This is a genomic window from Arthrobacter sp. MYb221 (assembly GCF_002979835.1).
In the GTDB taxonomy this organism is placed as follows: domain Bacteria; phylum Actinomycetota; class Actinomycetes; order Actinomycetales; family Micrococcaceae; genus Glutamicibacter.
This window is the reverse complement of sequence record NZ_PCPW01000014.1, coordinates 12,425-39,387: the sequence shown is the minus strand read 5'-3', so window position 1 is coordinate 39,387 and position 26,963 is coordinate 12,425. Positions and strand designations below refer to the sequence as shown.

The 26,963-nt window shown below is 58.2% G+C and carries 26 protein-coding genes and 3 tRNA genes; 12 read left to right on the top strand and 17 right to left on the bottom strand.

Annotated features, from left to right (window positions below; genetic code table 11):
* Positions 1 to 126 precede the first annotated feature (126 nt).
* Positions 127 to 1,170 (top strand): LacI family DNA-binding transcriptional regulator, encoded by a 1,044-nt coding sequence (locus CQ015_RS15210; RefSeq protein ID WP_105650540.1) that lies wholly within the window; start codon positions 127 to 129, stop codon positions 1,168 to 1,170.
* Here the strand turns inward: CQ015_RS15210 and CQ015_RS15205 are convergent, their stop codons facing one another.
* Complete coding sequence (locus CQ015_RS15205) at positions 1,171 to 1,686, bottom strand: YdeI/OmpD-associated family protein (protein ID WP_105650574.1); 516 nt, start codon at positions 1,684 to 1,686, stop codon at positions 1,171 to 1,173.
* Positions 1,687 to 2,011: 325 nt separating this feature from the next.
* Positions 2,012 to 2,095, bottom strand: a tRNA-Leu gene (locus CQ015_RS15200).
* A 270-nt stretch (positions 2,096 to 2,365) separates the two neighbouring features.
* On the opposite strand from CQ015_RS15200, the gene CQ015_RS15195 reads away from it, so the two are divergent.
* The 7 genes from CQ015_RS15195 to pknB all read left to right on the top strand — a co-directional run bounded on the left by CQ015_RS15195 (position 2,366) and on the right by pknB (position 11,615).
* Entirely contained in the window at positions 2,366 to 3,190 is an 825-nt protein-coding gene (locus CQ015_RS15195) for a DUF3662 and FHA domain-containing protein (RefSeq protein ID WP_105554069.1), read from the top strand.
* Positions 3,187 to 3,666 (top strand): FHA domain-containing protein, encoded by a 480-nt coding sequence (locus tag CQ015_RS15190; protein ID WP_096282931.1) that lies wholly within the window; start codon positions 3,187 to 3,189, stop codon positions 3,664 to 3,666. Before CQ015_RS15195 ends, CQ015_RS15190 begins: the two co-directional genes overlap by 4 nt.
* 3 nt (positions 3,667 to 3,669) lie before the next feature.
* Positions 3,670 to 5,067 carry a PP2C family serine/threonine-protein phosphatase gene (locus tag CQ015_RS15185; protein ID WP_096282930.1) on the top strand — a complete coding sequence of 466 codons (1,398 nt, stop codon included), beginning with the start codon at positions 3,670 to 3,672 and terminating at the stop codon, positions 5,065 to 5,067.
* A complete protein-coding gene (locus tag CQ015_RS15180; protein ID WP_096282929.1) occupies positions 5,064 to 6,452 on the top strand; it encodes an FtsW/RodA/SpoVE family cell cycle protein in 1,389 nt (462 codons plus the stop codon). The genes CQ015_RS15185 and CQ015_RS15180 overlap by 4 nt, the downstream gene beginning before the upstream one ends.
* A 161-nt stretch (positions 6,453 to 6,613) precedes the next feature.
* Positions 6,614 to 7,909 (top strand): penicillin-binding transpeptidase domain-containing protein, encoded by a 1,296-nt coding sequence (locus tag CQ015_RS15175; protein ID WP_258133918.1) that lies wholly within the window; start codon positions 6,614 to 6,616, stop codon positions 7,907 to 7,909.
* The gene (locus CQ015_RS15170) at positions 7,906 to 9,702 is read left to right on the top strand and encodes a protein kinase (RefSeq protein ID WP_105650539.1); all 1,797 of its coding nucleotides are present in this window, start codon (positions 7,906 to 7,908) and stop codon (positions 9,700 to 9,702) included. The genes CQ015_RS15175 and CQ015_RS15170 overlap by 4 nt, the downstream gene beginning before the upstream one ends.
* Positions 9,699 to 11,615, top strand: a complete 1,917-nt coding sequence (gene pknB / locus CQ015_RS15165; protein WP_105650538.1) for a Stk1 family PASTA domain-containing Ser/Thr kinase — start codon at positions 9,699 to 9,701, stop codon at positions 11,613 to 11,615. Before CQ015_RS15170 ends, pknB begins: the two co-directional genes overlap by 4 nt.
* On the opposite strand, the gene CQ015_RS15160 is transcribed toward pknB, so the two are convergent.
* Genes CQ015_RS15160 through CQ015_RS15155 form a run of 3 tightly spaced genes read right to left on the bottom strand, consistent with a single transcriptional unit; the run spans position 11,616 to position 13,207 of the window.
* The gene (locus tag CQ015_RS15160) at positions 11,616 to 12,260 is read right to left on the bottom strand and encodes an aminodeoxychorismate/anthranilate synthase component II (protein WP_105650537.1); all 645 of its coding nucleotides are present in this window, start codon (positions 12,258 to 12,260) and stop codon (positions 11,616 to 11,618) included.
* On the bottom strand, positions 12,257 to 12,424 hold the full coding sequence (locus CQ015_RS19040; protein ID WP_181148310.1) for a hypothetical protein: 168 nt from the start codon (positions 12,422 to 12,424) through the stop codon (positions 12,257 to 12,259). Before CQ015_RS19040 ends, CQ015_RS15160 begins: the two co-directional genes overlap by 4 nt.
* A gap of 9 nt (positions 12,425 to 12,433) precedes the next feature.
* Positions 12,434 to 13,207 (bottom strand): class E sortase, encoded by a 774-nt coding sequence (locus tag CQ015_RS15155; protein WP_105650536.1) that lies wholly within the window; start codon positions 13,205 to 13,207, stop codon positions 12,434 to 12,436.
* Between the two features lie 213 nt (positions 13,208 to 13,420).
* Here CQ015_RS15155 and CQ015_RS15150 point away from each other — a divergent pair, with 213 nt between their 5' ends.
* Complete coding sequence (locus CQ015_RS15150; protein WP_096282923.1) at positions 13,421 to 13,678, top strand: cell division protein CrgA; 258 nt, start codon at positions 13,421 to 13,423, stop codon at positions 13,676 to 13,678.
* A gap of 3 nt (positions 13,679 to 13,681) precedes the next feature.
* Here the strand turns inward: CQ015_RS15150 and CQ015_RS15145 are convergent, their stop codons facing one another.
* Positions 13,682 to 13,999 carry a multidrug efflux SMR transporter gene (locus CQ015_RS15145; RefSeq protein WP_105569324.1) on the bottom strand — a complete coding sequence of 106 codons (318 nt, stop codon included), beginning with the start codon at positions 13,997 to 13,999 and terminating at the stop codon, positions 13,682 to 13,684.
* Between the two features lie 82 nt (positions 14,000 to 14,081).
* Positions 14,082 to 14,966: an ArgP/LysG family DNA-binding transcriptional regulator gene (locus tag CQ015_RS15140; RefSeq protein ID WP_181150442.1), complete on the bottom strand. Its 885-nt coding sequence runs from the start codon at positions 14,964 to 14,966 to the stop codon at positions 14,082 to 14,084.
* A 71-nt stretch (positions 14,967 to 15,037) separates the two neighbouring features.
* Between CQ015_RS15140 and CQ015_RS15135 the strand changes: the two genes are divergently transcribed.
* Complete coding sequence (locus tag CQ015_RS15135) at positions 15,038 to 15,652, top strand: LysE/ArgO family amino acid transporter (protein WP_105650534.1); 615 nt, start codon at positions 15,038 to 15,040, stop codon at positions 15,650 to 15,652.
* A gap of 494 nt (positions 15,653 to 16,146) precedes the next feature.
* On the opposite strand, the gene CQ015_RS15130 is transcribed toward CQ015_RS15135, so the two are convergent.
* Together CQ015_RS15130 and CQ015_RS15125 are read right to left on the bottom strand one after the other, a co-directional pair.
* Positions 16,147 to 16,854, bottom strand: coding sequence for a rhomboid family intramembrane serine protease (locus tag CQ015_RS15130; protein WP_181150441.1), 708 nt, complete (start codon positions 16,852 to 16,854; stop codon positions 16,147 to 16,149).
* Positions 16,855 to 17,102: 248 nt separating this feature from the next.
* Complete coding sequence (locus tag CQ015_RS15125; protein WP_105554059.1) at positions 17,103 to 17,648, bottom strand: peptidylprolyl isomerase; 546 nt, start codon at positions 17,646 to 17,648, stop codon at positions 17,103 to 17,105.
* Between the two features lie 168 nt (positions 17,649 to 17,816).
* On the opposite strand from CQ015_RS15125, the gene CQ015_RS15120 reads away from it, so the two are divergent.
* Positions 17,817 to 18,020, top strand: a complete 204-nt coding sequence (locus tag CQ015_RS15120) for a hypothetical protein (protein ID WP_105650532.1) — start codon at positions 17,817 to 17,819, stop codon at positions 18,018 to 18,020.
* Here the strand turns inward: CQ015_RS15120 and CQ015_RS15115 are convergent.
* Together CQ015_RS15115 and CQ015_RS18810 are read right to left on the bottom strand one after the other, a co-directional pair.
* Positions 18,017 to 18,886 (bottom strand): DMT family transporter, encoded by an 870-nt coding sequence (locus CQ015_RS15115; RefSeq protein ID WP_105650531.1) that lies wholly within the window; start codon positions 18,884 to 18,886, stop codon positions 18,017 to 18,019. The genes CQ015_RS15120 and CQ015_RS15115 overlap by 4 nt on opposite strands.
* Before the next feature lie 317 nt (positions 18,887 to 19,203).
* Positions 19,204 to 19,524: a hypothetical protein gene (locus CQ015_RS18810; protein WP_146114076.1), complete on the bottom strand. Its 321-nt coding sequence runs from the start codon at positions 19,522 to 19,524 to the stop codon at positions 19,204 to 19,206.
* A gap of 314 nt (positions 19,525 to 19,838) precedes the next feature.
* Between CQ015_RS18810 and CQ015_RS15110 the strand changes: the two genes are divergently transcribed.
* Positions 19,839 to 20,981: a glycosyltransferase family 1 protein gene (locus tag CQ015_RS15110; protein ID WP_105650573.1), complete on the top strand. Its 1,143-nt coding sequence runs from the start codon at positions 19,839 to 19,841 to the stop codon at positions 20,979 to 20,981.
* A 76-nt stretch (positions 20,982 to 21,057) separates the two neighbouring features.
* On the opposite strand, the gene CQ015_RS15105 is transcribed toward CQ015_RS15110, so the two are convergent.
* The 6 genes from CQ015_RS15105 to gyrB all read right to left on the bottom strand — a co-directional run bounded on the left by CQ015_RS15105 (position 21,058) and on the right by gyrB (position 26,778).
* Positions 21,058 to 21,130, bottom strand: a tRNA-Ala gene (locus CQ015_RS15105).
* Between the two features lie 8 nt (positions 21,131 to 21,138).
* A complete protein-coding gene (locus CQ015_RS19135) occupies positions 21,139 to 21,258 on the bottom strand; it encodes a DLW-39 family protein (protein ID WP_217990318.1) in 120 nt (39 codons plus the stop codon).
* Positions 21,259 to 21,289: 31 nt separating this feature from the next.
* A tRNA-Ile gene (locus CQ015_RS15100) sits at positions 21,290 to 21,363 on the bottom strand.
* A gap of 118 nt (positions 21,364 to 21,481) precedes the next feature.
* Positions 21,482 to 22,096: a DUF3566 domain-containing protein gene (locus CQ015_RS15095; protein ID WP_105554055.1), complete on the bottom strand. Its 615-nt coding sequence runs from the start codon at positions 22,094 to 22,096 to the stop codon at positions 21,482 to 21,484.
* On the bottom strand, positions 22,093 to 24,720 hold the full coding sequence (gene gyrA / locus CQ015_RS15090) for a DNA gyrase subunit A (RefSeq protein WP_105650530.1): 2,628 nt from the start codon (positions 24,718 to 24,720) through the stop codon (positions 22,093 to 22,095). Before gyrA ends, CQ015_RS15095 begins: the two co-directional genes overlap by 4 nt.
* 60 nt (positions 24,721 to 24,780) lie before the next feature.
* Positions 24,781 to 26,778 (bottom strand): DNA topoisomerase (ATP-hydrolyzing) subunit B, encoded by a 1,998-nt coding sequence (gene gyrB / locus CQ015_RS15085; protein WP_219843944.1) that lies wholly within the window; start codon positions 26,776 to 26,778, stop codon positions 24,781 to 24,783.
* Between the last annotated feature and the right edge of the window lie 185 nt (positions 26,779 to 26,963).

Sequence of the window (26,963 nt, the reverse complement as noted above, 5' to 3'; positions counted from 1 at the left end):
CCGCCCGATAGCCGGCTATCGGGAGTTCGATGTGTGGTTACCCTTGATTCTTCCTCGGATAACGCAAAGCGTCAAGCGCTTAACTCCCGACGTTGCGCATGCTCGACGGCGCACTAGGATGGAGCCATGAACAATGGTGATTCGCCGAAGCAAACCCAGCCAGCGCGCAAGGTCACCGCTGCCCTGGTCGCGGCCCATGCTGGAGTTTCCACGGCAACTGTCTCGCTGGTGGCGAACGGCAAGTCCAGCGGCCGAGTCTCCAAAAGAAATGAAGCCCGAGTTCGCGAGTCGATTCGCGAACTCGGATACTACGTAGACAGCATCGGCAGCTCGCTGGCACGCGGGGTCAGCTCGCTGGTCATTCTGGTGGCCCCGGATATTTCAAACCCCTTCTTCGCCAAGCTCATCGCCGGAGTTCGCGGGGTCCTCGGGGAGGACTACCAGCTGCTGCTTTCGGTCACCGACGCCGGCCTATCGCCGAGCGCCGCCGAAACCCGGCGCCTGCTGGGCTTGCGCCCGGCCGGATTGCTCGTCCATGCACCTACACCTGAATTCCTTGCCGAGCTATCCAGCCCCCTGCCAATGATCGCCCTCGATGCACCGGATGCGCCAGAAAATGTTCCATCGGTAAATTTTGACGTGCTCCAAGGCGCACGGGACGTGGCGGCGCACCTCGCCGCACAGGGTCACCGCAAGGTTGGCTATCTGGACGCAAACACCGGAACCGCCACCCTGCGCACGCGGCGCGAAGCCTTTCTGAGCGCGGCGGCCGAACACGGCATGGAAGTTCCGGCGGACGCAATCAGGTCCTCAACCATTGAAATGGGAGACGCGGCAGCGACCTTCTCCGCGAACTGGAAGCAGTGGAAACACGCGGGCATCACGGCGTTGGCCTGCGCCACAGATACGCACGCCTACGGCGTATTGCATGGAGCAAGCGTCGCGGGAGTGCGGATCCCCCAAGAGTTGGCGGTCACCGGCTTCGATGACCTGCCTTTCTCTGCCACCTCAAACCCTTCGCTGACCAGCGTTCGCCTCGACGCCGAGGCCGTAGGCATTGAGGCCGCCCAGGCGTTGCGCACCCTGATCGAGGGCAAGGACCTCGAGCGATTCCAATTGCTGCTTTCCAGTGAACTGATGGTTCGCGCCTCGAGCGGTGGGGCCCAATAACTACTCGATGAGCTTTCCGCTCTTGGCAACTTCCGGATCGGTGCAGGAAGACAGGTCAAAGCAGCAGGGGCGCCGCTTGCCGTCGCGCAGCTTGGAAATGCTGACCTCCACCCGCCGCTGACGCGTCGCGGCGTTCTTCGTCGATTTGACCCACCGCGCCCATTCCCATCTGGCCATGGGGGTCAGCCCTTCCCAGGTGTCCTGCAGATCGCTCGCGTCCTCAAGGGCGCCGGCTAGATCTTCCGGGAGGGTTACCTCGGGCCACTGCTCGGCGATCGTCACGTGCAATATGGGTCTCTGCCCGAGTTCAAGACCAAGCTGTTCGGCAGGCAGCCAATGTCCACGCCGCCCATCTGGCTCCACGACGACACTTTGGTTTGAATCCACCAGCGACACAGCCACCTGGCCGCGACTGGGAAGTTTTTGACTGGATTCTTGATCGAAGCGCAATACCAGTCGATCCTCGACTTGGTGCACAGTTCCGGCTAGTTCGATGCTTTGGTTAGTGCCTGCCATGATGCCCCCACCGTTTCGGTAATCCAATGAATCCGATTCTATGCGATGGGCGGTGAAGGAAATCTGTCCGGGCAGAAGGCCGGGAAAAGTGGTTCTTCCCACGCCCGGCGAATAATTTTTCTCGGTTCGGGAGAATGGCGCAGATAACGTGGAGCAAATCCGTGCGACGTTTTGCTCGGCTCGCTGGGAGTTGGGCATTCGCACCCCCAAGGAGCCTCCAGCTGCTATTTTGCGTCTTGAACCAAAGCCAAGATCGCCCTGCGAGTTAACGAAAAGAACCCCTCACTTCGTCTTTTCAGACTAGTGAGAGGCTCTTTTTCCCATGTGCGCGAGGGGGGACTTGAACCCCCACGCCCCGAAGGGCACTGGCACCTGAAGCCAGCGCGTCTACCAATTCCGCCACTCGCGCATGATTCCCGCTCTCGCGGCAACAAGAAATAGCTTACACGCACTTTTCGCCGTTCGCCTAATCAGAGGGCCCACATGTGCTTAGCGCCACATGAAACCTTTTGGGCCGTTGGGGCGTTGAATATGATGCTAGTCGTTCCTTCAAGGATATTTCCGGGAATTGCACAGCTGTAAACAGTAAGATCGATAATGAAGTTCTGTGTCTCGAAGGCATCAGACTAAGACCGCAAGGCCTTGAAACGCCGTGGACTACAGGAAAGGAGCACACGCAATGAGCTTTCTCGACAACGTCGAACGAGGCTTAGAGAAGGTCGTCACCAGCTTCTTTCGTGGCACCAGCACCGCAGACATCAAGCCGGTTGAACTCACCAGCGCCCTGCGCAACGAAATGGATCGTGGAATTCTTGCGATCAGCGAGGGCCGCAGTCTTGCTCCGAACGATTTCATCGTCTCGTTGAGCGACAAGGATTTTGCAACGGCCAAGTCGTGGGGCTCACCCGTAGTCAACGAGATGGCTAAGGTGACCGCGGAACATGCCGTAAGCCAAGGCTATTCGGTCCAAGGAAACATCATGATTCATTTCGTGAATTCCCAGGAGCTCAAGCCCGGCGAAATGGAAGTTTCCGGTTCCATCAAGGACTCCAGCGCTAACCCGGTAGCTTCGGCTCCGGTCAAGGCAAAGGCCCCCAAACCGCAGCAGGACCAGGGCGCCGCAGCTGCGGATCCCAAAACCACCGCACAACCACGCCCTACTCCCCCACCGGCGGCGCCGGCAGCCGCCCCGCTTCCCAAGCAGGCGGTGGTCGAGGTCAATGGGCAACGCTTCGCGCTTCATCACCATTCGATCGTGCTTGGGCGCTCGGCGAGCACCGACATCCCCGTGGATGACACCGGCGTTTCGCGGCAGCACGTCCGTTTCGAAACGAAGGGCAAAGGCGCCTACGCCGTCACCGATCTAGGTTCAACCAACGGCACCTATGTGGACGGTAAAAAGATTTCGGGCGAGACGCGTATATTGGACGGTTCGATCATCACTATCGGACAGACCAAGATAGTCTTTCGCCTAATTACGCCTAGCAACGGAGGCCGTGCATGAATGATCTGGTTCTCAACCTGTTCCGACTTGGCTTTCTTGTCTTGATTTGGCTGCTCGTGCTGAGCATCGTCGGTGCGATGCGCCGTGACTTGGTGATCGGCACGCGAGCTCGAACCGGAGCACCTAGCGCCCGGGCACTGAAAAAGAATCCAGAACTTGCCGAACCAGAGATCAGCACGCGCAAGGCAGTACATACCCTACAGATCGTTGAAGGCCCCCTGGCCGGGCGCAGTATCCCGTTGCAGGGCCAGCCGATCCTGTTCGGTCGCGCCCAGGATGCCACCGTGGTACTTGAAGACGACTATGCCTCGGGCCGCCATGCCCGACTTTTCCCACAGGGTTCGCGTTGGTTCATCGAAGACCTTGGCTCCACCAACGGCACCTTCGTAGGCGACAGCCAGCTCACCCGCGCGCAGCCGGTCGAACCGGGACAGCGCATCCGCATCGGGAAGACTGTCCTGGAATTGAAGGCCTAGCCAATGGCTTTAAAGTTTAAGTTCGCGGCGATGTCCGATGTCGGACGCGTGCGCAAAAAGAACGATGACTCCGCTTACGCGGGAGAATATCTTGCGGTACTCGCCGACGGCATGGGCGGACACGTCGGTGGCGATGTGGCCTCGGCATCCACCGTGCTAGATCTGGTGCATCTTGACCATCGATACACGGCAGACCCGCAAAATGCGCTTCCCGATGAAATTCAGGCGGCTAATCTGGTTCTCAACGAACTAGTGGGCGCGAACCCGAAGCTTTCGGGAATGGGCACCACCGTCACCTCGCTGTTGCTCTCTGGCCAGACCCTGCACATGGCGCACATTGGCGACTCCCGCGCATACCGGCTGAAAAACAACGAGTTTGAACAGATCAGCCGTGACCACACGTTCGTGCAGCGGCTTGTCGAAGAGGGGCGCATTCAACCCCACGAGGCGGAGACCCACCCGCATAAGAACGTGCTGTTGCGCGTGCTCGGCGATTCGGATGCCTCCCCCGAACTGGATGTGCAACAGCTCGAGGCAACCGCCGGCGAACGCTGGCTGCTGTGCTCCGATGGGCTAACCGATGCGGTAGCCGTGCCCATTATCGAACAAATCGTGCGTGGCACCGCAGATATGGATGCGGCCGTCAATGAACTCGTGGCCACGACCTTGCGCAATGGCGCCCCGGATAACGTCACGGTGGTGCTCTTTGAGCTGGTCGAGGTCGATGAATCCGAAGATGCCGAACCCTCGGTTCTCGAGCCGGCCCCGGATACCGGACAGCTGACCATCGCCGCCGAAGGCGATGTTGAGGCGAGCGCGTCGGTCCTGCGCCATGAAATTTCCCAGCGCCCCCACCTCCTGGTCGGAGCCGCGCAGCTTGCCACACAGACCGGGCAGATACCAGTGGTCACCCAGCACACCGGTGAGCGTCGCGCCGCCGCGTTGCTGACGCACCGCTCCCCTGCTGCCGGCGAAATCCTCGATCCGCTCGAGTCGCGGGTTCCGCACCGCCGTTGGATCATGCCATTGCTGCTGACCATGATCACCCTTTTGGTGATCGGGCTCGGGGTCTGGGGTTATCTGTGGACACAAACCCAGTTCTACGTTGGCGCTGTCGGAGATAAGGTCGCCATCTACAAGGGCGTACCGCAGGAGCTTGGCCCCATCTCACTATCCGAGGTTGATACGGTCAGCAATATCCCGCTCGAAGCCTTGCCAGAGTATTCGCGTCAACGAGTGGAATCTTCCATTCCGGCAGACAGCCTTGAACACGCAAGCATGATGATTCAAGAGTTGCTGGTGACAGCGAAACAGAATTGTCCGGTCTTGGCGCCAGGTACAGACGGTGCCAGCGACGACCTTCCACTTCCGCCAGCCTACTGTCAGGAGATCATGCGATGAGCGAACTGCACACCGCACCGGTTCCACGGCGCAACCTTGAGCTGGTCCTGTTGCTGCTGGCCTTGAGCGTCGGCGCCGCTGCCTTCTTCCTCGTCGGAAGTTCCTCGGACAGCGACGACACTAAAGACTTCTTTGTGCAGACCGGGGTTTTGGCTGGACTCGCGCTGTTGCTGCACATCATGCTGCGCATCTTCGCTAAATATGCCGATCCGGTAATACTTCCCATTACGGTGGCCTTGAACGCTCTTGGCCTGGCCATGATCCACCGTATTGACTTGGCCAAAACCACAAGTCAGTCGATGCGGCAGCTGCTTTGGACCGCCATCGCGGTCATCATCGCCGCCATCGTTCTGTGGGCGATTCGCGATCATCGAGTGCTTCGCCGATTCACCTATATCGCCTTGTTGGCATCCATCATCTTGCTGCTGCTGCCGATGATTCCCGGGTTCGGCGTGACCATTAACGGTGCCCGCATTTGGGTTCGGCTCGGCGCATTCTCGATGCAGCCCGGTGAGCTGGCAAAGATCACCTTGTCGATCTTCTTTGCCGGATATCTTTCCTCCAACCGAGATCTGATCTTGATGGCCGGGCGTAAAATCGGCCCGTTGCAATTGCCGCGCCGTCGCGATATGGCCCCGATGGTGGTGGCCTGGATCTTGTCCATCGGAGTGCTGGTGGTCCAGCGCGACCTAGGTTCCTCGATTCTCTTCTTCGGCCTGTTCATTGTGATGATCTATGTGGCTACCGCGCGCATCTCCTGGGTGCTGATCGGCTTGCTCATGGTCGCGGCCGGCGGTGTCTTCGCAGCCACCACGATGAGCCACGTGACCCGGCGCGTCGATGTTTGGCTAAATGCCTTCGACCCGGAGATCTACCAGGCCAGGGGCGGCAGCATGCAGATTGTCGAAGGGCTATTCGGCATGGCCGATGGTGGCCTCTTCGGCACCGGCTTAGGCGAGGGATCCCCATACCGGGTGCCGCTAGCGAACTCGGATATGATCATCGCTTCCTTCGGTGAAGAGCTCGGCCTGATCGGCCTGACGGCAATTATCCTGCTGTACATGCTGCTGATCAGCCGCGGTTTACGTGCCGCGTTGGGTTCGCGTGATACCTTCGGCAAGCTGCTTGCGGCGGGGCTGTCCTTCACCCTGGGGCTGCAGTGCATCGTCATCATCGGCGGCGTAACACGTTTGATTCCACTGACCGGTCTGGCCACTCCATTTATGGCTGCCGGCGGCTCCTCCTTGCTCGCCAACTGGATCATCATCTCCTTGCTGCTGATGATTTCGCATAACTCGCGCCGACCGATGACCGGCGGCGTGGGACCAACCGACGAGATTGCGACCCCGGGAGCCACGACCCCTAAGGCGGTGAAGAACGTATGAATCAAGCCATTAAGCGCGTCTGGATCGCGCTGACCATGATGTTTGTAATTTGCCTGGCGGGATTGAGCTACATCCAGTTCTTCAGCTCCGAGAAACTTGCCGAGAACTCGTTGAATAAGCGTCAGCTCTTCCGCGAGTTCGACCTGCCGCGTGGTGCCATTTTGGTCGATGGCAAGCCCATTGCCGAATCGGTACCCACCGACGACGGTCAATTCACCTATCAGCGTCGGTACAACGACCCCCAGCAGTACGCTCACCTAACCGGTTACTACTCCTTGGCCAATGGCAGCACACACCTGGAGTCAGAGCTCAATGACTGGTTGACCGGCAGCAGTTCCGACCTCGTCTTTGACCGGCTCACCGCGATGTTCACCGGACAGACCGCGGAAGGCGCATCGGTCGAGTTGACCATCGACGGGGAACTGCAAAAGCAGGCCTACGAGATGATTCCCGATGATTTAGAGGCCACTATTGTGGTGACAGATCCGAAAACCGGAGACATTCTGGCCATGGCTTCGAAGCCAAGCTACGATCCAAACGATCTGGCGGTGCATTCGACCTCTGCTGCGGCGGAGAACATGAAGGAGCTGACCAGCGTTTCAGGCCTCAGCCCTTACGTCAACCCGGCGATTGATACGCCTATCTGGCCCGGTTCGACCTTCAAGATCCTCAACGTTGTGGCGGCCCTGGAGTCTGGGGAATACGATCGAACCACAGAACTACAAAATCCGAATAGTCTCGACGTGGGCAGTGGACCACCGCTAACAAACTTCTCTGCGGGCATTTGCGATCGAAGGCCAACTGCCACACTGGACTTCATCTTCACGCAGAGCTGCAACACCCCGTTTGGTGCGATGCTTCTAGATCTCGGCGAGAAGCCGTTTTCCGACGTAGCCGAACGCTTTGGCTTTGGCCAGCAGCTTGAAATTCCGCTCTCCGTTCGCCCGAGCACATTCCCGGAAAACCGCACAAAGGATCAGTTTGCACGTGCTGTCATTGGCCAAGATGATACCAAGGCAACGCCCTTGGAAATGAACATGGTTGCCATGGCAATCGCAAATGACGGCGTCATCATGCAGCCAAATTTGGTCAAGAAAGTGGTTGCTCCTGATTTGCGTGTAATCGAAGAACCCAAACCGAAGGCGTTCTCGACGGCGACGACGCCCGAAATCGCTAACGAAGTTGCGGACATGATGGCCGGGCCGGTTGCTTCCGGCACGGCAATGAATGCACGCGTTCCGGGGGTCGATCTGCGCGCCAAGACCGGTACCGCGCAGACCGGGCGTGAAGACGCCAACGGAACTGCGTTGTTCAATTCTTGGATGACCGGCTTTGCCCCGGGAGACGATCCGCAGGTAGCGATCACTATCGCAATTCACGATGTACCTTACAACACCGGCCACAACACGGCCGGGTCACTGATGAAGAAGATGACAGAGGCGGTGTTCAACAAGTGAGGCCAGTAACGGGCACCACCTTGGGCGGTCGATACAAGCTGACCGACCGCATCGCGATCGGTGGCATGGGCGAGGTCTGGAAGGCACGAGACCAGGTTCTCGGGCGTCTAGTAGCGATCAAGATCCTTAAAGAGGAGTACACGGACAACGAGAGTTTTTTGACTCGTTTCCGCGTCGAAGCGCGCCACACGGCGCTGCTGAACCACTCGGGCATCGCCGGAGTCTTCGACTACGGCGAGGAGCAAGGCTCCGCCTACCTGGTCATGGAACTCGTTCCGGGCCCGCCACTTTCGACGATCATCGAACGCGAGCGGAAGCTCGACGTGGACCGCACCTTGTCGCTGATCGCTCAAACCGCGCGTGCCTTGGCCGCAGCCCACGAGCACGGCTTGGTTCACCGCGACGTGAAGCCGGGAAATATCCTGGTCATGCCTACCGGCGTGGTGAAGATTACCGACTTCGGCATCGCACGTCTGGCCGACCAGGTCCCGCTGACCGCCACCGGACAGGTAATGGGCACCGCCCAGTATCTGGCCCCCGAGCAGGCTACCGGGCAGATCGCCACCGGCAGCTCGGATATCTACGCGCTGGGCGTCATCGGTTACGAATGCCTTGCAGGGCGTCGCCCTTTCACCGGTGAATCACAGATCGCCATCGCCTTGGCCCAGGTCAACGACGCGCCTCCGGCCTTGCCGGATTCACTTCCGGCGCCAGTGCGCCAGCTGATCATGTCGATGCTCGCCAAGAACCCGGCAGACCGTCCGGCGAACGCCAACGCGTTGGCCGACGCCGCCGAAGCGCTGCGCAAGGGGGACACCAACACCGCGACCATCTCCGTGCCCGGCATGCTGATCACCGGTGTGCAAGATGATGCCACCCAGGCGCTGAACATCGATGATGACGCCACCCGCGCGGTGACCCCGGTCGAAACCGCTCCGCCAATGACCGACGCCATGCCGACCGTAGTGGCACCGGCCGAAGCCGGGCTAGCCGCCGCAGGCTATGATGACGAAGGCTTCGACGAGCAACAGATAGACCGTCAAGACGACTATGCCGAGGAGAAGCGCAACCCGTGGATCATTCCATTGGTGGTTGTCATCGTCCTGGCCGCGCTCATCGCCCTCGGCGCTTGGCTGATTCCCAAGATCAATTCTTCAAATGAGGAGCCGACCGTTCCGCCGGCTAGTACCACGGCCTCTGTGGAAAGCTCCGAGCCGAGCGAGGAAACCACCGCGCCAAGCGACGAGACCAGCGAACCTAGCGAGGAGACCACCGAGTCAAGCGAAACAGCCCAGTTCGTCACAGTGCCCTCCGGATTGGTCGGTCAGGACATCGACACGGTGACCAGCGAGTTGAATTCGCTCGGATTGGAAGTAGCTGCCACGGCCACGGAAACTTCCGAAGCCGAGCCGGGCGAAGTCTTGTCGGTTTCCCCGACCGGCAGCGTTGAACCAGGTTCCACCATCAACGTCAGCTATGCCAAGGCTCCCGAAATGACCGAGGTTCCCGCGGTAACCGGCATGAGCTATGAGGCAGCGCAGAAGCTGTTGCAGGACTCCGGACTCGCCGTGACTAAGGGCGGGGAAGAGTACGACTCCTCCGTAGCGGGCACGGTGCTGAAGCAGACCCCTGTCGAAGGCACCCAGGTCACCCCAGGTTCGCGTGTCTCCTTGGTACTTTCCTTGGGCCCAGAGCCTGAGGAATCCCCCTCGTCGACGCCTAGCACCACACCAACGTCAAGCCCCACCGATTCACCAGCACCAGAAGAAACAGGCACAAGCGAAGCACCATGAGTGAATTTGATGCATTGCCGCCAGGCTTGCCCCGGCTGATCGCCGACCGCTACGAAATTCACTCGTTGATCGGCCGTGGAGGCATGGCCGACGTTTATTTGGCCACCGATCATACGCTCGCGCGCAAGGTCGCGGTGAAGGTCCTGCGGCACGACACAGCGGATAATCCGATGGTGGTCAATAGATTCCGTCGCGAGGCGAAATCGGTAGCCGGGCTGAGCCACCCAAATATCGTCGCAGTGTATGACACCGGTGAACTGCCGGCTACCGAACGCAGCAATTCCACCTCTCCGTATATCGTCATGGAATATGTTTCCGGACGAACCTTGAAGCAGGTACTGAGCGAAGAGCAAGTCGACGAACAGTATGCGGTCGAACTAATTCGCGGCGTATGCGATGCGCTAGATCATTCGCATATGAAAAATGTGGTGCACCGCGATATCAAACCGGCCAACATCATGTTGACCGATGAGGGCCACGTGAAACTCATGGACTTCGGGATCGCCCGAGCCATGGACACCTCAGCGACGATGACGCAGACCGCCGCGGTGGTTGGCACCGCGCAGTACTTCTCTCCCGAACAAGCGCGTGGTGAGTTGGTGGACTACCGTTCGGATATTTACTCCGCCGGCTGCCTCTTCTACGAGTTGATCACCCATCAGCCTCCTTTCACCGGGGACTCCCCAGTTTCAGTCGCCTACCAACATGTCGGCGAGAGCCCCGTTCCGCCGAGTGAGGTCAACAGCTCCCTGCCGGAAATCTATGACCCGGTGGTGCTCAAATCCCTGGCCAAGGAACGGGATCAACGCTTCCAGTCCGCCGGAGCCTTTGCCGCGGCCCTGGAAGATGCGCAAAACGGAATTGAATACCGAGATGAGTCGGCCACGATTCTCGCCGCTACCGTGCCCTTCTACGAGCGTGCAGAAGACAGTTCCCCACCTCGACACCCGGTCACCAGCGAGCACCCGGTCTTTTCCTCCCGTTCAGATGCTAGGGAGACCGAGCCCCGGGAGCATCGGTCGAATCGTGGCTTGATTTGGTTGTTGACCATCATCGCCTTGATCGCCGTGGGCATCGCCAGTTTCCTGGTCATTCGATCCCTGCAGGCGGAGGCAGAACAGCGCGCGCCAGTGGCAGTTCCCGAGGTTAAGAACCTCTCCGAGGAGGATGCGACGCGATTGCTGAATGATGCGACCTTCAAGGTGAACGTCGAACATGAATTCAGCGACGACATTGACGAGAATAAGGCCACTCGCACCGACCCGAATGACGGGACGGATCTTCCCAAGGACTCCACCGTGAAGCTTTTCATCTCCGATGGATCCGAGGATCGGGTTATCCCTGAGTCCTTGGAGAACCAATCCGAGGTAGCTGCCCGCGATGCAATCCGCGAAGCAGGACTGGTCGTAGGCGAAGTTAGCCGTGAAAACCACCCGAGCATCCCTACCGACTGGGCGATTGGTACCAGCCCTGAACTCGGCTCGAAGGTCAAGGCGGGCTCGACCGTTGACCTGATTCTTTCAACGGGTATGGTCAAGGTTCCAGACGTCACCGGAATGAGCCGCGATGAAGCGGAAAAGGCACTGACATCAGATGACGTCGGACTGCGCGCACAGTTCGTTGAGGTCGAAAGCGATGAAGAGCCAGGCACCCTCTTCTTGCAAGATCCTGTGGCCGGAACGGACGCCCCCCAGGGATCGCTAGTGAAGGTATCAGAAGCGATTAAACGAGCCGAGCCCACTCCCAGTGAAACTCCTACGTCTTCGGAACCTGCCGATGATTCGGAAGAATCCGAGGAAACTGACGAGCCAGAAGAAGCTACTTCTCCGACGCCGGAATCTTCAAAGCCTCCTCAGTCCACACGTGGACCGGGGAATGGAAATGGCCGGGGCAGAGGAAACCAAGAGGGGTAACTACTCGCCGCTAAATAGTGGACTAAGGGTTGCGGCTTTGCCGGCCGCGCCCTGCAGACCTACGAACTCCAACCAGTTGCCGAGCATCTGGTAGCCCTGTTCGGTGAGCACGGATTCGGGATGGTACTGCAGCCCCCACAGCGGCGCGCTGCGATGCGCCAACCCCATGATGACTCCCCCGGCGGTCTGCGCGATAATTTCCAAAGACTCCGGGATGCTCTCGCGTATGGCAGCGAGCGAATGGTAGCGCGTGGCGGTAAATGGATTAGCCACGTCCTTGAAAACCGGATGGTTTTCATGGCTGACCAATGAGGTCTTTCCATGCATCAGCTCTTCGGCATGCGTAACCGTGCCTCCATAGGCTTCGGCTAGGGCCTGGTGGCCCAGGCAGACGCCGAGCATCGGCTTGGCGTGCGTACCGCACCATTTGATCAGGTCGATGCTCACTCCAGCTCCAGCAGGATCCCCTGGTCCGGGAGAAATCAGTACACCGTCGTACTCGGAAGCAAGTTCGGTCGCCTGCTCGAGGCTGATCATGTCATTGCGGTACACGGTGGTTTCCGCGCCGAGCTCTTGAAGATAACCGACGAGGGTGTAGACGAAGCTATCGTAATTGTCGATTACGAGGATCTTGGTGGTACTCACAGGGTTATCTGGCCAATCGTAGAGTCGGTAAACGGGCTGTATTGCGACAGCCATGGGAAAACATACACCATCAGCAACAACACGACCGCGGCGATCAGGATCAATGCCTCAATAATGCGTAACCACACCGGTCCTGGCAGATTTCGAAAAATCCATGCGTACATTATTTCTCCCTAGCTTGTGGCGTCTGCAACGAGTTCCCGAATTTCCTTGGGCGGGCCGGCATCTAGTGGGCGCCAATCGGTCAGCTCGGAATAGGCAATGATGCGTTCACGAGTGCTAAATGGTGGGTGGCAGCTGGTCATCGTGAGAATTGATTCCGTGGGCTCAACGCCCCACTGATGGGGCGTTGGAAGCAGAACGTCGCCATTGGACGGAGCAACGATTTCAGTGTCAAACCAGGTGTAAGTGTAATAGCCTTCCTTGGTTTGCAAGTAGACATGGTCCCCATTATCTAATTTATCGATATCCCAAAAGACCTGCCCGTGGGTTTGGCGATGAGCGGCGACCGCAAAATTTCCTTTTTCTCCCGGCAACTGGGTATTCGGATAGTATCCGATTCCGAGATTATCGATCACGGAGCTCTGCACACCGTAGCTCACCGGATGGTGAGTCCCGTCTTTACCGAAGGTTGGGAAGTACATGATCCCGAAGGTGTCCCCCGGAGCAGCTTCGGCCGTCGGCGCTGGACCGTAATCGATATCCTCTTCTTCGACGCCTTCTTCGGGAATCACCACATCGCCTAGGTCTTGAACTAGGTTTTGTGTGACTTCTTTCTGGGCATTTGCAGAATCGATATTCGTCCACCAGAGTTCCCAGACGACATAAAGCATCAGGACGATGCCCAAGGTAATGAGCAGTTCACCGAGGAATCCAGTGACCCTGCCTCCGATAGTTTGCTTTTCACGGGCCATTCTTCGCCCGGGCGCGGACGCTACACGATTCACTACGGTGATGCTCCTTTGGGCGATCGGGCACTAAAAGTCGGGTGAACTTCCGTGAACCGTAAATCAATGGACAACGCACATTACGGCTAGTATGGAATCTACGCAGGAAATCGATGCGATCGTTCGTTCATTACCTGCCCCAAGCCTACCGGGAAGACCTGAGAGTCTCCCACATTTACTACACTATGCGGATGAAGCCGAGGGAGCGTTCTAGTGCCAGAGTCTAAGCCACGACGCAAGAACAAAACACAGTCCCAGCAGACAGCACAGGGCGCCCATGCGGTGGATAAGCCCATGCCTAGCTGGTACAAGCCAGTGATGTTCGGCTTGATGCTGCTGGGATTGGTTTGGATTATTGTTTATTACATTTCGCAGACACTATTCCCAATCCCTAGCATTGGCGGTTGGAACATTGTCATCGGCTTTGGCATAGCCATGGTCGGCTTTTTCATGACGACTGGTTGGAAATAGCATTTAGTGACTGACGGTTTTTAGGCCGATTACGCAGCCGATCAGCCCGACAATAAAGAACACTTTCAGCGCTGAGAATGCTTCTTGACCGGTCGCTATTGAATAGATGACAGTCAGAGAAGCCCCAATCCCCACCCAGACCGCATAAGCGGTTCCGGTGGGGATTTCTTTCATTGAGTAGGCTAGCCCGCCCATTGAAATCACTAGCGCAGTGAAAAAGATAATTGTTGGGACGAGTTTTGTGAGCCCGGAGCTCATCCCCAATGCTGTAGCCCAAACCGCTTCAAAAAGCCCCGAGATCACGAGAATTAGCCAATACATGCCAGTTACCTTACCGGCCGTCTTAGCTGTCGTTCCGGGTACGGCTCCCTCGTCCGGGAGTGGGCTTGCTGCCGACTCCCCCTCAGATTAGCAAATCGAGCCCGTTTTGCTCTGCGGCGTTGAGCAATATTGACCCGAGCCGGTCAAGCGCAGGTGAATCCACCGACCAGCGCTGCCAGTATAAGGGGACGTCGATGAACCAACTATCGTCAAGTACCTTCAGCTCCGGCGCTAAGCACAATTGTTGCTCAGGCACCATTCCCCAACCCATGCCGGCGCGTATTGCATGGACAAACTGCGAAGAATCCGGGACGTAATAAATAGTTCCAGTAGGTCGCTTCTTTGAGCTGTCAATACGCTCAAGCATTTGGTGCTGGAGCGGGTCTTCTCGATCAAAAAATACTATCGGCATTTGCGACAGATCCTGGGCAGTCCACGTGCTCAGTAAGTTTGGCGCGGCGACCGCACGGTATCGCATAGCCCCCAGTCGTTGGACGGAACATCCCTGCGCTACTTCTGGGCTGTTAGTCACCACGCCACTGACCCGTCCGGTGCGTAGAAGTTCCATGGTGAGATTTTCGTCGGTGCGTAGAATTTCGCAGCTAAGTTGCGGCCACCGAGTCAGTTCGGTGAATACGGGAGCAAACCAGGTCGCGAGAGAATCGGAATTTACGCCGATCGAGAGCGTTATTTTGCCCTGTAGCACCTCGTCTCGCATGAGTTCGTGGCTGAACTCTGTGCCCAACAAGGAAATCTGTCTAGCGTAGCGCAGAACTCTTGCGCCCTTCTCCGTTGGTTTCACTGGCCGACTGCGCACCAGCAATATTGAACCGAGTCGACTTTCCAAGGCTTTTATACGTTGGCTGATTGCGGACGGCGTCACACCAAGGTCGATAGAAGCATCGTCAAAGCTGCCTGCATCCACCACCGCAAGAAGCGTATCTAGGTGCTCGAGATCAAGATTCACATTAGAAATACTAATGCAGCATCAGTTTTTTAAGTTCGACAGCGAAGAAGAGTTTATTTTACGGTTACCCCATGATCCACACGTCAGCAATCCTCGGCTTCTCCACAGGGCTTTCGCTAATCATTGCCATCGGAGCGCAGAACGCCTTTCTTCTTCGCCAAGGAATCAGACGAGAACACGTACTACTAACGGTATGCATCTTCGCTCTGTCAGACATTTTGTTGATCCTTGCAGGCGTGTCCGGAATCGGGGCCATCATTGAGCGCGCACCATGGATTCTCACCTATGCGAGGGTAGGAGGGTTCATCTTCCTTGCTTGCTATGCAATTTTCGCGTTGCGTCGGGCAATTTCTCCGGGTGTTCTGAGTACATCGAACTCATCGGAGCCGACCGCCAGGATTTCCGTCGCACTAGCCACGTTGGCGTTGACTTGGCTTAATCCGCATGTCTATGTGGATACCGTGCTGCTGCTAGGCTCGGTGGCGGTAACGCAGGCCGAAGGGAAATGGCACTTCGCCGGTGGTGCGATAGCCGCCAGCATTACCTGGTTCGTCGCGCTTGGCTATGCCTCAAGGTTCTTAGCGCGAGTGTTCTCCAGCGCCAAGTCTTGGCGCGTTCTTGACGGGATCATCTGCGTTTTCATGGCCCTTTTTGCCGTCTTGCTAGTACTACCGCTTTTTGGCTAGGCACGTCAGATATCCACAGTATCAACAGCTTATCCACACACCCTGTGGAGAACAGTCGCGCTTACTTGTTCACAACTTTATCCACAGGTGGGGATAACACTGCGACCACTTGTACAAATCAAGAAAAAGGCCTACTCATGGCCGAATAAAGACTGTGGAATCACATGCTTGTAAGTTATTAACACTGTGGATTACTCGTGTGGACATCTTGCCCATATCGGCAATGTCCCCAAAATTGGCCGATTCGCTTAAAGATTCGAACAAGCAATCGCACCCCCTATGCACCTTCGTAATATCGCTATCTACAGGCCCTGTTTAAAAGTTATCCACAAATGTGGGTAAAGCTGTGCGTATTCAATACCTCGGATGGCATATCCGCGGAAGGTCAGGGGTTTCGGGGGAGGGGGGTCGGCCTCTAAGGGTGAGTTACACGGGTGTAAGTTATTAACAGTGTGGATAAATTGTGTGGATAACTCGGACCTAGAGAATTCGAACTAGCCCATCGGCCATTTGACCGCTGCCGCGGAAAGATATATCGCCAAGGCAACAAGTATCGTCATAATCCCCAACAACGTGAACTGAATCTTCGAACGTTGTGGATTACGAGGCACCAGGACGATGCAGGCGGCAGCTAGCGCGCCAATCACGGCGCCACCTAAGTGTCCTTGCCACGAGATCCCCGATACGACGAAGCCGAGCACAACATTTAGCGCCAGCACGATACCCATTTGCCGCAGGACTTGCTTGTTGGTACGGAAGACGACGAAGAGAGAAAGGAAAAGTCCCGCCAATGCGCCCGAAGCGCCCAAGGTGGCACTCAGCGCGGGGCTAAGCAACAAGATCCCCAATGAGCCGCCTAAAGCGCTGAGCAGATACAACCAGCCGAAGCGGGCCCGCCCCAAGCGAGGCTCTAGGAATACACCACAGAGGTAAACTCCGTACATGTTCATTGCTAGGTGGAAAATGGAACCAGTTGAGTGAGCAAATGCGCTAGTGATCAGGCGCCAGGGTTCCCAACCAGCCAGCGCGGGCACCAGCACCATACTCTCGGTGGTTCCGGGGATGACCCACTGGGCAATATATGCCAAGACGTTGAGTGCGATCAACGAATAAGTGATAATCGGGGCGCCTTGGCGTGCTCGTGCGCCGAACTCGGTGCGCTGTGTAGGAATGTTCCTGTTTGCTTCGTTGACGCATTCCACGCACTGTACTCCGACCGGCGCAGGAACCTGACAGCTTGGGCACACCGGGCGACCACAGCGGGTGCATGACACATATGAGATCGTTTCGGGGTGCCTAAAACAGGTAGGGGCGGTTTGGCCCGCGGGAGTCACTTGACCGTAAGACATCTATTTCAACCTTGATCTCATTAGCGCGTTTATCTGTTAAATACGTCGGCTCCGGCGACTCCACTAGGGAATCACCGGAGCCGACGTCGGTAAAGAGGGTGTTACAGGGTCTCGATATCTACCGAGTTGATAACAACATCTTCCGCTGGCTTGTCACGGCCGTCGGTGGCAACTGCGTTCAGCGCGTCGACGATCTTGCGTGATTCGGCTTCGGTCACTTCACCGAAAATGGTGTGCTTGCCCTGCAACCATGCGGTTGGGACGGTGGTGATGAAGAACTGGGAACCGTTGGTTCCACGGCCCATGCGGATACCGGCATTTGCCATGGCTAGCTTGTATGGCTCGTTGAAGTTCAGTTCTGGGTGGATCTCGTCATCGAACTGGTAGCCTGGGCCGCCGAAGCCCTGACCCAGTGGGTCGCCACCCTGAATCATGAAGTCCGAGATGATGCGGTGGAAGATGGTCCCGCTGTATAGCGGGGTGTTGGTCTTCTTGTCACCGGATTCTGGATGTACCCATTCCTGCTCACCGGTCGACAAGCCAACGAAGTTCTTTACGGTCTTCGGGGCGTGGTTGCCGAAAAGATCGACGACGATGTCGCCCAAAGTAGTGTGAATCGTGGCTTTATGCGTTGCGTTTGCGGTCATGGCTTTATTCTCCCATGAGTAGGGGCGAGGCCGCCAAAGCTGGGGTACGCGTTGAGTGAAACATTTGCGCGATTATCCGAGCGCGTATGTTGAACACTGGCCTCGCATCAGCTAACTGCCTAGTCTGGACGTAGCTGGTAACGAAAATTGATTCATTAGGGAGTAACCATGAGCAAGAAAAGTGCAGCAGGAAAACTATTGGCATTCGGCGTGTTCGTCGGACTCGTGGCCTTAGGCGTAGCCATGTGGAAGGCTTCAAGGCCAGTTGAGGACCCTTGGGAAAACGAACCAAAAATCGCAGAGCCGCAGCAACCTGTTGAATCTCGCGAAGCGGATGTCGCCGAAGTCCAAAATCTTATCTCCGAGGACTAAACCTCAAGTTTGGGCTTCGCCTGCCCACGCACTACTAGAACAAGTCCCACCAGAATAATCCCTAAACCCAGATAGGTCCCGACAGGAACCACCTGACCTAGGAGCAAAGCCGCGAGCAGGGCAGCGCCCGGAATCTCCAACAAGATCAAGGTCGAAACCGTCAACGGACCGAGAACACTCAACAAATGGTTCATCGCTGTATGCCCAAATAACTGTGCGCACACCGTCAGCAAGATGATCCCCAGCCAACCCCAGGCATCAAATCCCCAGAGCGGTTGGCCTGTAAACAAGCACATCAGTAGCAGCAAGATCGCGGTGACCGCATAGCAGATCGAGGTGTACCTGGACGTCGTCATGGTGCGCCGTGCCGCTGCGCCGGCGAAGGTATAAATAGCTGCAAGGATGCCACCGGCCAGTGCTAAGAGGTCTCCGAAGAATGCGGTGCGCCCCTGCCCCAAATCGAATCCGGTGATCGTCACTACTCCTAGAATCGCGACGCTCATGCCGATAATTACCGGGGAGCGGTAGCGAACTCCGCGCAGGGATTGAAACAAAGCTATCCAAACGCCCTGAATGCAAACTAGGGCGGTTGCCGCCGCCACACTGGTCATTCGGACGGCAAACATGAAACACACAAAGTGCAGGGCAAGCGCGCCGCCGGCCACGAGAAGATAAAACCATTCGCGGCGAGTGAATTGCAGGTACGCCCGAGGATTCTTCCTGATGGAAGGTCCGGCAAGAATGAGGGCCGCTGCCGCATTGCGCCAGAAGGCCATGGACATCACCGGGACGCTGGGAAATGCCGCGATGATGGGGCCAGATGCTGAAATGCCGAGTATTCCCACCGCGGCCAATAAGAACGTCACCCGGCTAAGTTTACAAGTTTGGGGTCACTGCCTTGAACCGTGCCTGAAGCCAGCCCGCAAAGATTCGTATTTATATATACGGATTTATGCATACACACAACTCAAATATCTATATATCGATTTATCCGCCCCTCATAAGAAGCAAATATGCCGCCATCGAAGACCCAATAATTTGCGCCACACTGAAAATACCGCGCCGGGAATTCTGGATTCCAAGGCGGTAGTCGGACTGATTGCTTCGGGTCCCTCCAGCAATTCAGCAATCCCTTAGCCAACGGCCAGCCCCAAGCAGTTGTGCACAATCCCCGTGAACAAGACTAATAAGCCAGCGACTCGGATAGGTCCAGCACATAGGGCGACGATAATCGGGGCGGCAAAGGAAATGGCGAAACATGAAATCCGTGGCAAGCGGGCAGCCTCACTGGAACTGGCTTATGCAAGAACATCCGAAGCAGCAGGCCGAAGGTCACCGGGATCGGTACGATCCTAACGACGGTTCTGGCCATCATGCCAGGGACTACCGGCAGGTGCTGTCCGGCGAACCAGCTGGCTACATTTGTCATCGCCACCGGCCAACCAAGCAATGGCACCACCGGAAGCGGCGATTCGAATTCCAAAGCGAAGTCAGGAAGTGACAAGGAGCGACCCTGCGGAACATGTTGACCATGAGCAGCGGATTGATCCACAAATTCAATTCGAGCAAGCACCCGGGGAAACCGGCCGCCTAAGCCGCCATGCCGAAGAAGTATCGGGAAACGCGAAACCGCGAGTCGAGAGTCTCGAGCTACTTTCTGTTCACCTCCAGGATCCATGTTCGGCGGCTGCTTAGGTAGAGACACCTTCGATATTTTTTCGGGGATATGACTCCCTGGCGAATGGCCGAAGCTAGAAGTTAATGAACGCTGTAGGGCACGTTAAGCTCGGCGTTACCCCGAAACCGCAGTATGGAGATGTGAAGGTTGCTATCGTTGCTGAATCGTTCCTGCCCCACGTCAATGGGGTCACCAACTCGGTCCTAAGGACCCTCGATCATTTGGCCCTCACCGGCCATAGCGCGGTGGTTATCACCCCGGCGGGCTCACTGTCCGGTGAGCTCAAGGGCCATAGCGTGCCACGGACGTACAAGGGATTTCCGGTAATCACCGTCCCTTCAGTAGCCATGGTCAGATATCCAGAAGTGCGCTTAGCCGCCGGAGGCTCAGGCCGGCTCAAAAAAATTCTGGCCAAGGAAGCTCCCAACGTAGTTCACCTGGCAAGTCCTTTCCTCCTGGGCTGGCGTGCCTTGCGCGCCGCGCAGGAATTGGATATCCCGACGCTGGCGATGTATCAAACTGAAGTGCCGACCTACGCGGCTCGTTATAAGATGCCATGGCTCACCGAGAGGCTCTGGGAACACGTCAGAGCCATTCACACGGCCGCGGACCTCACGCTGGTGCCAAGTTCCTTTTCTCGGCGTCAGCTCGAATCTCTGGGCGTCACACGGCTCGCGTGGGGGCGCAGGGGAGTAGACACCGTTCAGTTCACACCAGAGCGTCGCGATACTAAGTTCCGTACGGCTATCGCACCCAATGGTGAACGCATCATTGGCTATGTGGGTCGCCTGGCCGCAGAGAAGCAGGTGGCAGATCTTCGGGTGCTCAATTCGCTGCCGAACACCCGAATCGTGGTGGTTGGTTCCGGGCCTTTGGAAGACGAACTACGCAATGCGTTGCCCGATGCCCACTTCACCGGCTTCCTCTCGGGTACCCGTTTAGCGGAAGTCATTGCGTCTTTTGATGTGTTCGTTCATCCGGGCGCCTCGGAAACTTTCTGCCAGACCATCCAAGAAGCCATGGCTTGCGCTGTGCCGGTCGTAGCGGTGGGCAGGGGAGGGCCATTGGATCTAGTGGATTCCTCGCGCACAGGGTGGCTTTACGCCCCGGGAGATCTCAATGAGCTTCGCGCCCGGGTGAGCGACCTGATTTACGATGATGCCAAGCGGCTGGCATTTGCTCGAACCGCCTATCTGAGCGTGCAAGAGCGCACGTGGTTCAGTATCGGTGAACAATTGCTCGGCCATTACAAGAATGTGATGCGTGCTCGCGTCAGCCAGTAGTCGCATCGTTTGTTTCGTGGCTCTTGGGTAAAGCGAAAGGGCGGAAAGCTGATTGCTTTCCGCCCTTTTCATTCTGTGGAGCCTAGGAGATTCGAACTCCTGACATCCTGCTTGCAAAGCAGGCGCTCTACCAACTGAGCTAAGGCCCCGAAAAGCGTTAGGAAACCTTGTCGGTTACCTGTTGCCAGGTTTCCTTGATTTCCGAAGAATCCTTGACCTTCTTGATTAGGACTACCGCAGCAGCCGCAATCGTCCCGAGAATCAGGAGCTTTTTCATTCTACCCTCTTTCTCGCCGGTAAGGATTCCGTGGGCGTACCTGGACTTGAACCAGGGACCTCTTCGTTATCAGCGAAGCGCTCTAACCGCCTGAGCTATACGCCCTTACCTTTTTCATTCCCTTCGGAACGAAATAAAACTTTACCGGGGTTTGCAAGAAGATACAAATCGAGCCCGGGTGTCATGCATCACAGCACGAAACCCGGGCTCGACTAGCACGTTCTTAGTCGTCCGTGAGGGTAACTCCGACGCCGCCAACGAGCGAGGAGGCAATGTTGTACAACACCGCTCCGAGCATCGAGAGCACGGAGATCACCACGACGTTGATCACCGCGATGATCGTTGCGTACGAGGCTACCTGGCCCAGCGAGACGACATCTCGCAGGTCGAAGGTTCCCTCGGCACCGATTGCGTCACGCATCAGCTGATTGAAGGAATCGAAGGTTCCGGTCAAATCCAGCAGTGCCCAGATTGCCACGGATGCCACCACGGTGATCACACCGAAGGCTACCGATAGCAGGAAGGCAAGTTTGAGTACCGAGAACGGTTCAACCTTCGAAGCTAGCAGCCGCGCCTTGCGCACCTTCGCCTTCGGTGCCGGGCGGACGAGGCGTTCCTGCGACTGGGTTGGGCGCTGCTGACCGGTTCCCGGGCGCGGTGCTCCGGCAGCTGGGCGCGGTGCTCCGGCAGCTGGGCGCTGCTGGCCGGTCGGCGCCGGGCGGGCGCCGGTCGGCCGGTTGCCATTCGAGGTTGGCGCTGGGCGCTTTACCTGGGTAGGTCGCGGCGCTGCGCTCTTCGGGGCGCTGCCACTTGGGCGAGGCGTCGAGGGCGTGCTCATGCGTTACCTCCGTTATCGGTGTCATCGCTCTGTGCGTCCGAAGCGATTTCAGGCACAGCAGATGACTCATCTGTCATGTTTTCTGAATTCAACGTTACGGCATCTTCCTCCAAGTTCTCTTCGAGCTCCGTCTCAGAGTTCTTGGCAACCGCAATAATATGGTCCTTCTTATCTGGCTTCGCAAAGATCACGCCCATGGTGTCGCGGCCCTTGGAAGGGACCTGCGAAACTGCCGAGCGGACGACCTTGCCCGAGGCCATCACCACGAGCACCTCATCGCTGTTGTCAACGATCAACGCACCGACCAATTCGCCGCGTTCCTCGTTGAGTTTAGCGACCTTAATGCCCAAACCACCGCGTGATTGCACACGATATTCTTCGACCGTGGTGCGCTTCGCATAGCCCTCATTGGTGACGGTGAAGACGAAGGAGTCCTCGCGGACCACCTCGGCGGCGAGCAGTTCGTCGTGCTCGCGGAACTTCATTCCGGTCACCCCGGAGGTGGCGCGGCCCATCGGACGCAGCGCCGTATCGGTCGCGGTGAAGCGCACCGACTGGCCCTTGCGTGAGACGAGCATCACGTCATCTGATTCGCTAACGAGCTGCGCGGAGACCAATTCGTCATCCTCGCGCAGGTTGATGGCGATCACACCGGCGGTGCGGTTGGTGTCGTAATCCTCCAGCCGGGTCTTCTTCACTAGGCCGTTGCGGGTGGCGAGCATCAGGTACTCGGCATCCTGGTAGGTGCGCAGATCCAGCACCTGGGCGATGTGCTCGTCGGGCTGGAAGGCCATCACGTTGGCCACGTGCTGCCCCTTCGCGTCGCGTCCTGCTTCGGCCAATTCGTAGCACTTGGTGCGGTACACCCGGCCATGGTTGGTGAAGAACAGCAGGTAGTTGTGCGTGGAGGTCACGAAGAAGTGCTCCACCACGTCGTCCCCGCGCAGGTTGGCACCCTTGATGCCCTTGCCGCCGCGCTGCTGCGAACGGTAGTTGTCGATACGGGTGCGCTTCACGTAGCCGCCGCGGGTGATGGTGACGACCATTTCCTCTTCGGGAATCAGGTCTTCGACGTTCATATCACCGTCGAAGCCCATGAGTACCTTGGTGCGGCGGTCATCGCCGTGCTTGTCCACGATCTCGGCAAGTTCTTCCGAGACGATGGTGCGCTGGCGCTGCGGATCGCCGATGATCTCCTTGAACTCGGTGATCATCGTTTCCAGTTCGGCGTGGCGATCCTGGATTTTCTGGCGTTCCAGGGCGGCCAGCCGGCGCAACTGCATGTCGAGGATGGCCCGGGACTGGGCCTCGTCGATGTCCAGCAGTTCCATCAGCCCGTCGCGGGCTGCCTCGGTGGTGGAGGACCGGCGGATCAACGCGATCACCTCGTCCAAGGCATCCAGGGCCTTGAGCAGGCCGCGCAGGATGTGGGCCTCTTCTTCGGCCTTCTTAAGCCGGTACTTGGTGCGGCGCACGATCACTTCGATCTGGTGGGTCACCCAGTGGCGGATGAAGCCATCCAGCGGCAGGGTGCGCGGCACCCCGTCGACGATCGCGAGCATATTCGCGGAGAAGTTCGACTGCAGTTCGGTGTGCTTGTAGAGGTTGTTCAGCACCACCTTGGCCACGGCGTCGCGCTTGAGCACGATCACCAGGCGCTGGCCGGTGCGGCCGGAGGTCTCGTCGCGCATATCGGCGATGCCGGCGATCTTGCCGTCGCGGACCAGCTCGGCGATCTTCACCGCGAGGTTATCCGGGTTCGCCATATACGGCAGTTCGGTGACAACCAGGCAGGCGCGCCCCTGGATTTCCTCGACGTTGACCACGGCGCGCATGGTGATCGAGCCGCGGCCGGTGCGGTAGGCATCCGAAATGCCCTTGGTGCCCAGGATCATCGCGCCGGATGGGAAGTCCGGGCCCTTCACCCGCTGCATCAGCGCGGCAAGCAGTTCTTCGCGGGTGACCTCGGGATTCTGCAGGTACCACTGCACGCCCTCGGCGACCTCGCGCAGGTTATGCGGCGGAATGTTGGTGGCCATGCCGACCGCGATCCCCGAGGAGCCGTTGACCAGAAGGTTCGGGAACCGTGCCGGCAGCACCGTTGGTTCCTGGTTCTTGCCGTCGTAGTTGTCCTGGAAATCAACGGTGTCTTCGTTGATGTCGCGGACCATTTCCATGGCCAGCGGGGCCATTTTGGTTTCGGTGTAACGCTGGGCGGCGGCGCCATCGTTGCCCGGGGAACCGAAGTTGCCCTGGCCCAAAGCCAGCGGGTAGCGCATGACCCAGTCCTGGATCAGCCGGACCAGCGCATCGTAGATCGCGGTGTCGCCGTGCGGGTGGTACTGGCCCATGACCTCGCCAACCACGCGGGCGCACTTGTTGTACGAACGCTCGGGGCGGTAGCCGCCGTCGTACATTGCGTACAGCACGCGGCGGTGCACCGGCTTCAGCCCGTCGCGCACGTCGGGCAGCGCACGGCCCACGATCACGGCCATCGCATAGTCAAGGTAGGACCGCTGCATTTCGGTCTGCAGATCGATCTGGTCGATCTTGTCGTGGCCCTCAAGTGCGGGCACGATTTCCCCGTCCAACGGTTCGTTCCCCGGGGTTTGCTCGTCGCTCATTTCATCCCTTTACAAGTCAAAATTCGTTACTGGTTATCGTTTCGCTGCGCGGAGCGCGCGTTAGATATCCAGGAAGCGCACGTCCTTGGCGTTCTGCTGAATGAAGTTGCGGCGGGACTCTACGTCCTCGCCCATCAGCACGGAGAAGACCTCGTCCGCGGCGGCCGCATCGTCCATGGCCACCTGGCGCAGAACACGATGGGCCGGATCCATGGTGGTGTCCCACAGCTCCGAGTAGTCCATCTCGCCCAGGCCCTTGTAGCGCTGGATGCCGTTTTCCTTCGGGATGCGCTTATTCGCGGCGGCGCCCTTGACCAGGGCGTCATCGCGTTCGCGGTCCGTGAAGACGTACTCGTGGGCCGCGTTGGTCCACTTGATGCGGTACAGCGGCGGGCTGGCCAGGTACACGTAGCCGTGTTCGATCAGCGGGCGCATGAAGCGGAAGATCAGCGTCAGCAGCAGCGTGGTGATGTGCTGGCCGTCGACGTCGGCGTCGGCCATCAGCACGATCTTGTGATAGCGCAGCTTGGCCATGTCGAACTCTTCGCCGATGCCGGTGCCGAAGGCGGTGATCATCGCCTGCACCTCGGCGTTGCCCAGCGCGCGGTCCAGGCGGGCACGCTCGACGTTCAGGATCTTGCCGCGCAGCGGCAAGATGGCCTGGGTGTGCGGGTCGCGTCCACGCTTGGCCGAGCCGCCTGCGGAGTCACCCTCGACGATGAACACCTCGCACTCGGCGGGGTTCTTCGAGGAGCAGTCCGAGAGCTTGCCGGGCATGCCGAAGGATTCCATCGGCGACTTGCGGCGCGCATTGTCGCGCGCCTTGCGGGCCGCCATGCGGGCCTGGGAGGCGAGCTGGGCCTTGCGGATGATATCGCGGGCCACGTTCGGGTTGCGTTCGAACCAGTCGCCCAGTTCGTCGTTGACCACACCATGGACGAAGCCACGGGCCATCGAGTTGCCCAGCTTGGTTTTGGTCTGGCCTTCGAACTGCGGTTCGGAAAGCTTCACCGAAAGCACCGCCGTCAACCCTTCGCGGGCATCATCCCCGGAGAGGTTGTCGTCTTTCTCGCGCAGGATCTTGTTATCGCGGGCGTACCGGTTGAGCAGCCCGGTCAGCGCCGCGCGGAAGCCTTCTTCGTGAGTTCCGCCTTCATGGGTGTTGATGGTGTTCGCGTAGGTGTGCACCGATTCCGAGTAGGCGCTGGTCCACTGCATGGCGATTTCAACGCTGATGCCGCGGGCGGTGTCTTCGGCCTCGAAGGCGATGACCTCCTCGTGGACCAGCTCGACCTTCTTGGCGGAGTTCAGGTGCTTGACATAGTCCAGCAGGCCGTCCTTGTACAGGTAGTCGACCACGCGGGGCTTGACTACCTGGTTCTCACGCTCTTCCTCGACCTCTGCTTCGACCTCTTCGACGACGCGCTCATCGGTCAGGCGGATACGCAATCCCTTATTCAGGAACGCCATCTGCTGGAAGCGGGCACGCAGGGTTTCGAAATCGAATTCTACGGTCTCGAAGATCTCCGGGTCCGGGTAGAACGTCTGGGTGGTGCCGGTGACGTCGGTTTCTTCGCCCTTGGTCAGCGGCTGCGTGGTGACCCCACCGTTGGCAAAGGAAATCCGCCAGGCATGGCCCTTCTGGCGAACCACGGTATCGACGCGGCGCGAGAGGGCGTTGACCACGGAAATGCCCACACCGTGCAAACCGCCGGAAACCGCGTAGCTGCCTCCGCCAAATTTGCCGCCGGCGTGCAGGATCGTCATGACGACCTCTACGGCAGGTTTGCCTTCGGTTGGGTGCATGTCGGTGGGAATGCCACGTCCATTGTCCTCGACACGGACACCACCATCGTCCTGCAAGGTGATGTCGATGGTGTCGCAGTAGCCTGCCAATGCCTCATCGACGGAGTTATCGACGACCTCGTATACCAGGTGGTGCAGGCCTCGTGGACCGGTGGAACCGATGTACATGCCCGGACGTTTGCGTACCGCTTCGAGTCCTTCGAGGACGGTAATGTCCTGGGCGCCATAGGTGTGTTCGACTTTGGAAGTCATCGATTCCGCGGGTACTTGGCTTTCGGCCGGTTCCTGCGGTGAAGCGTTTTCGGTAGACACTTGTGCTACGAACTCCTCGAATTTGGCGCGCGATTCCCTGCCGCTCCTGAGTGAGGTGCGTATCAAGAAATCATGGTCGGGTGCAACGAGCGCAGGGCGTACCTGCACAACGCGCATTCACTACC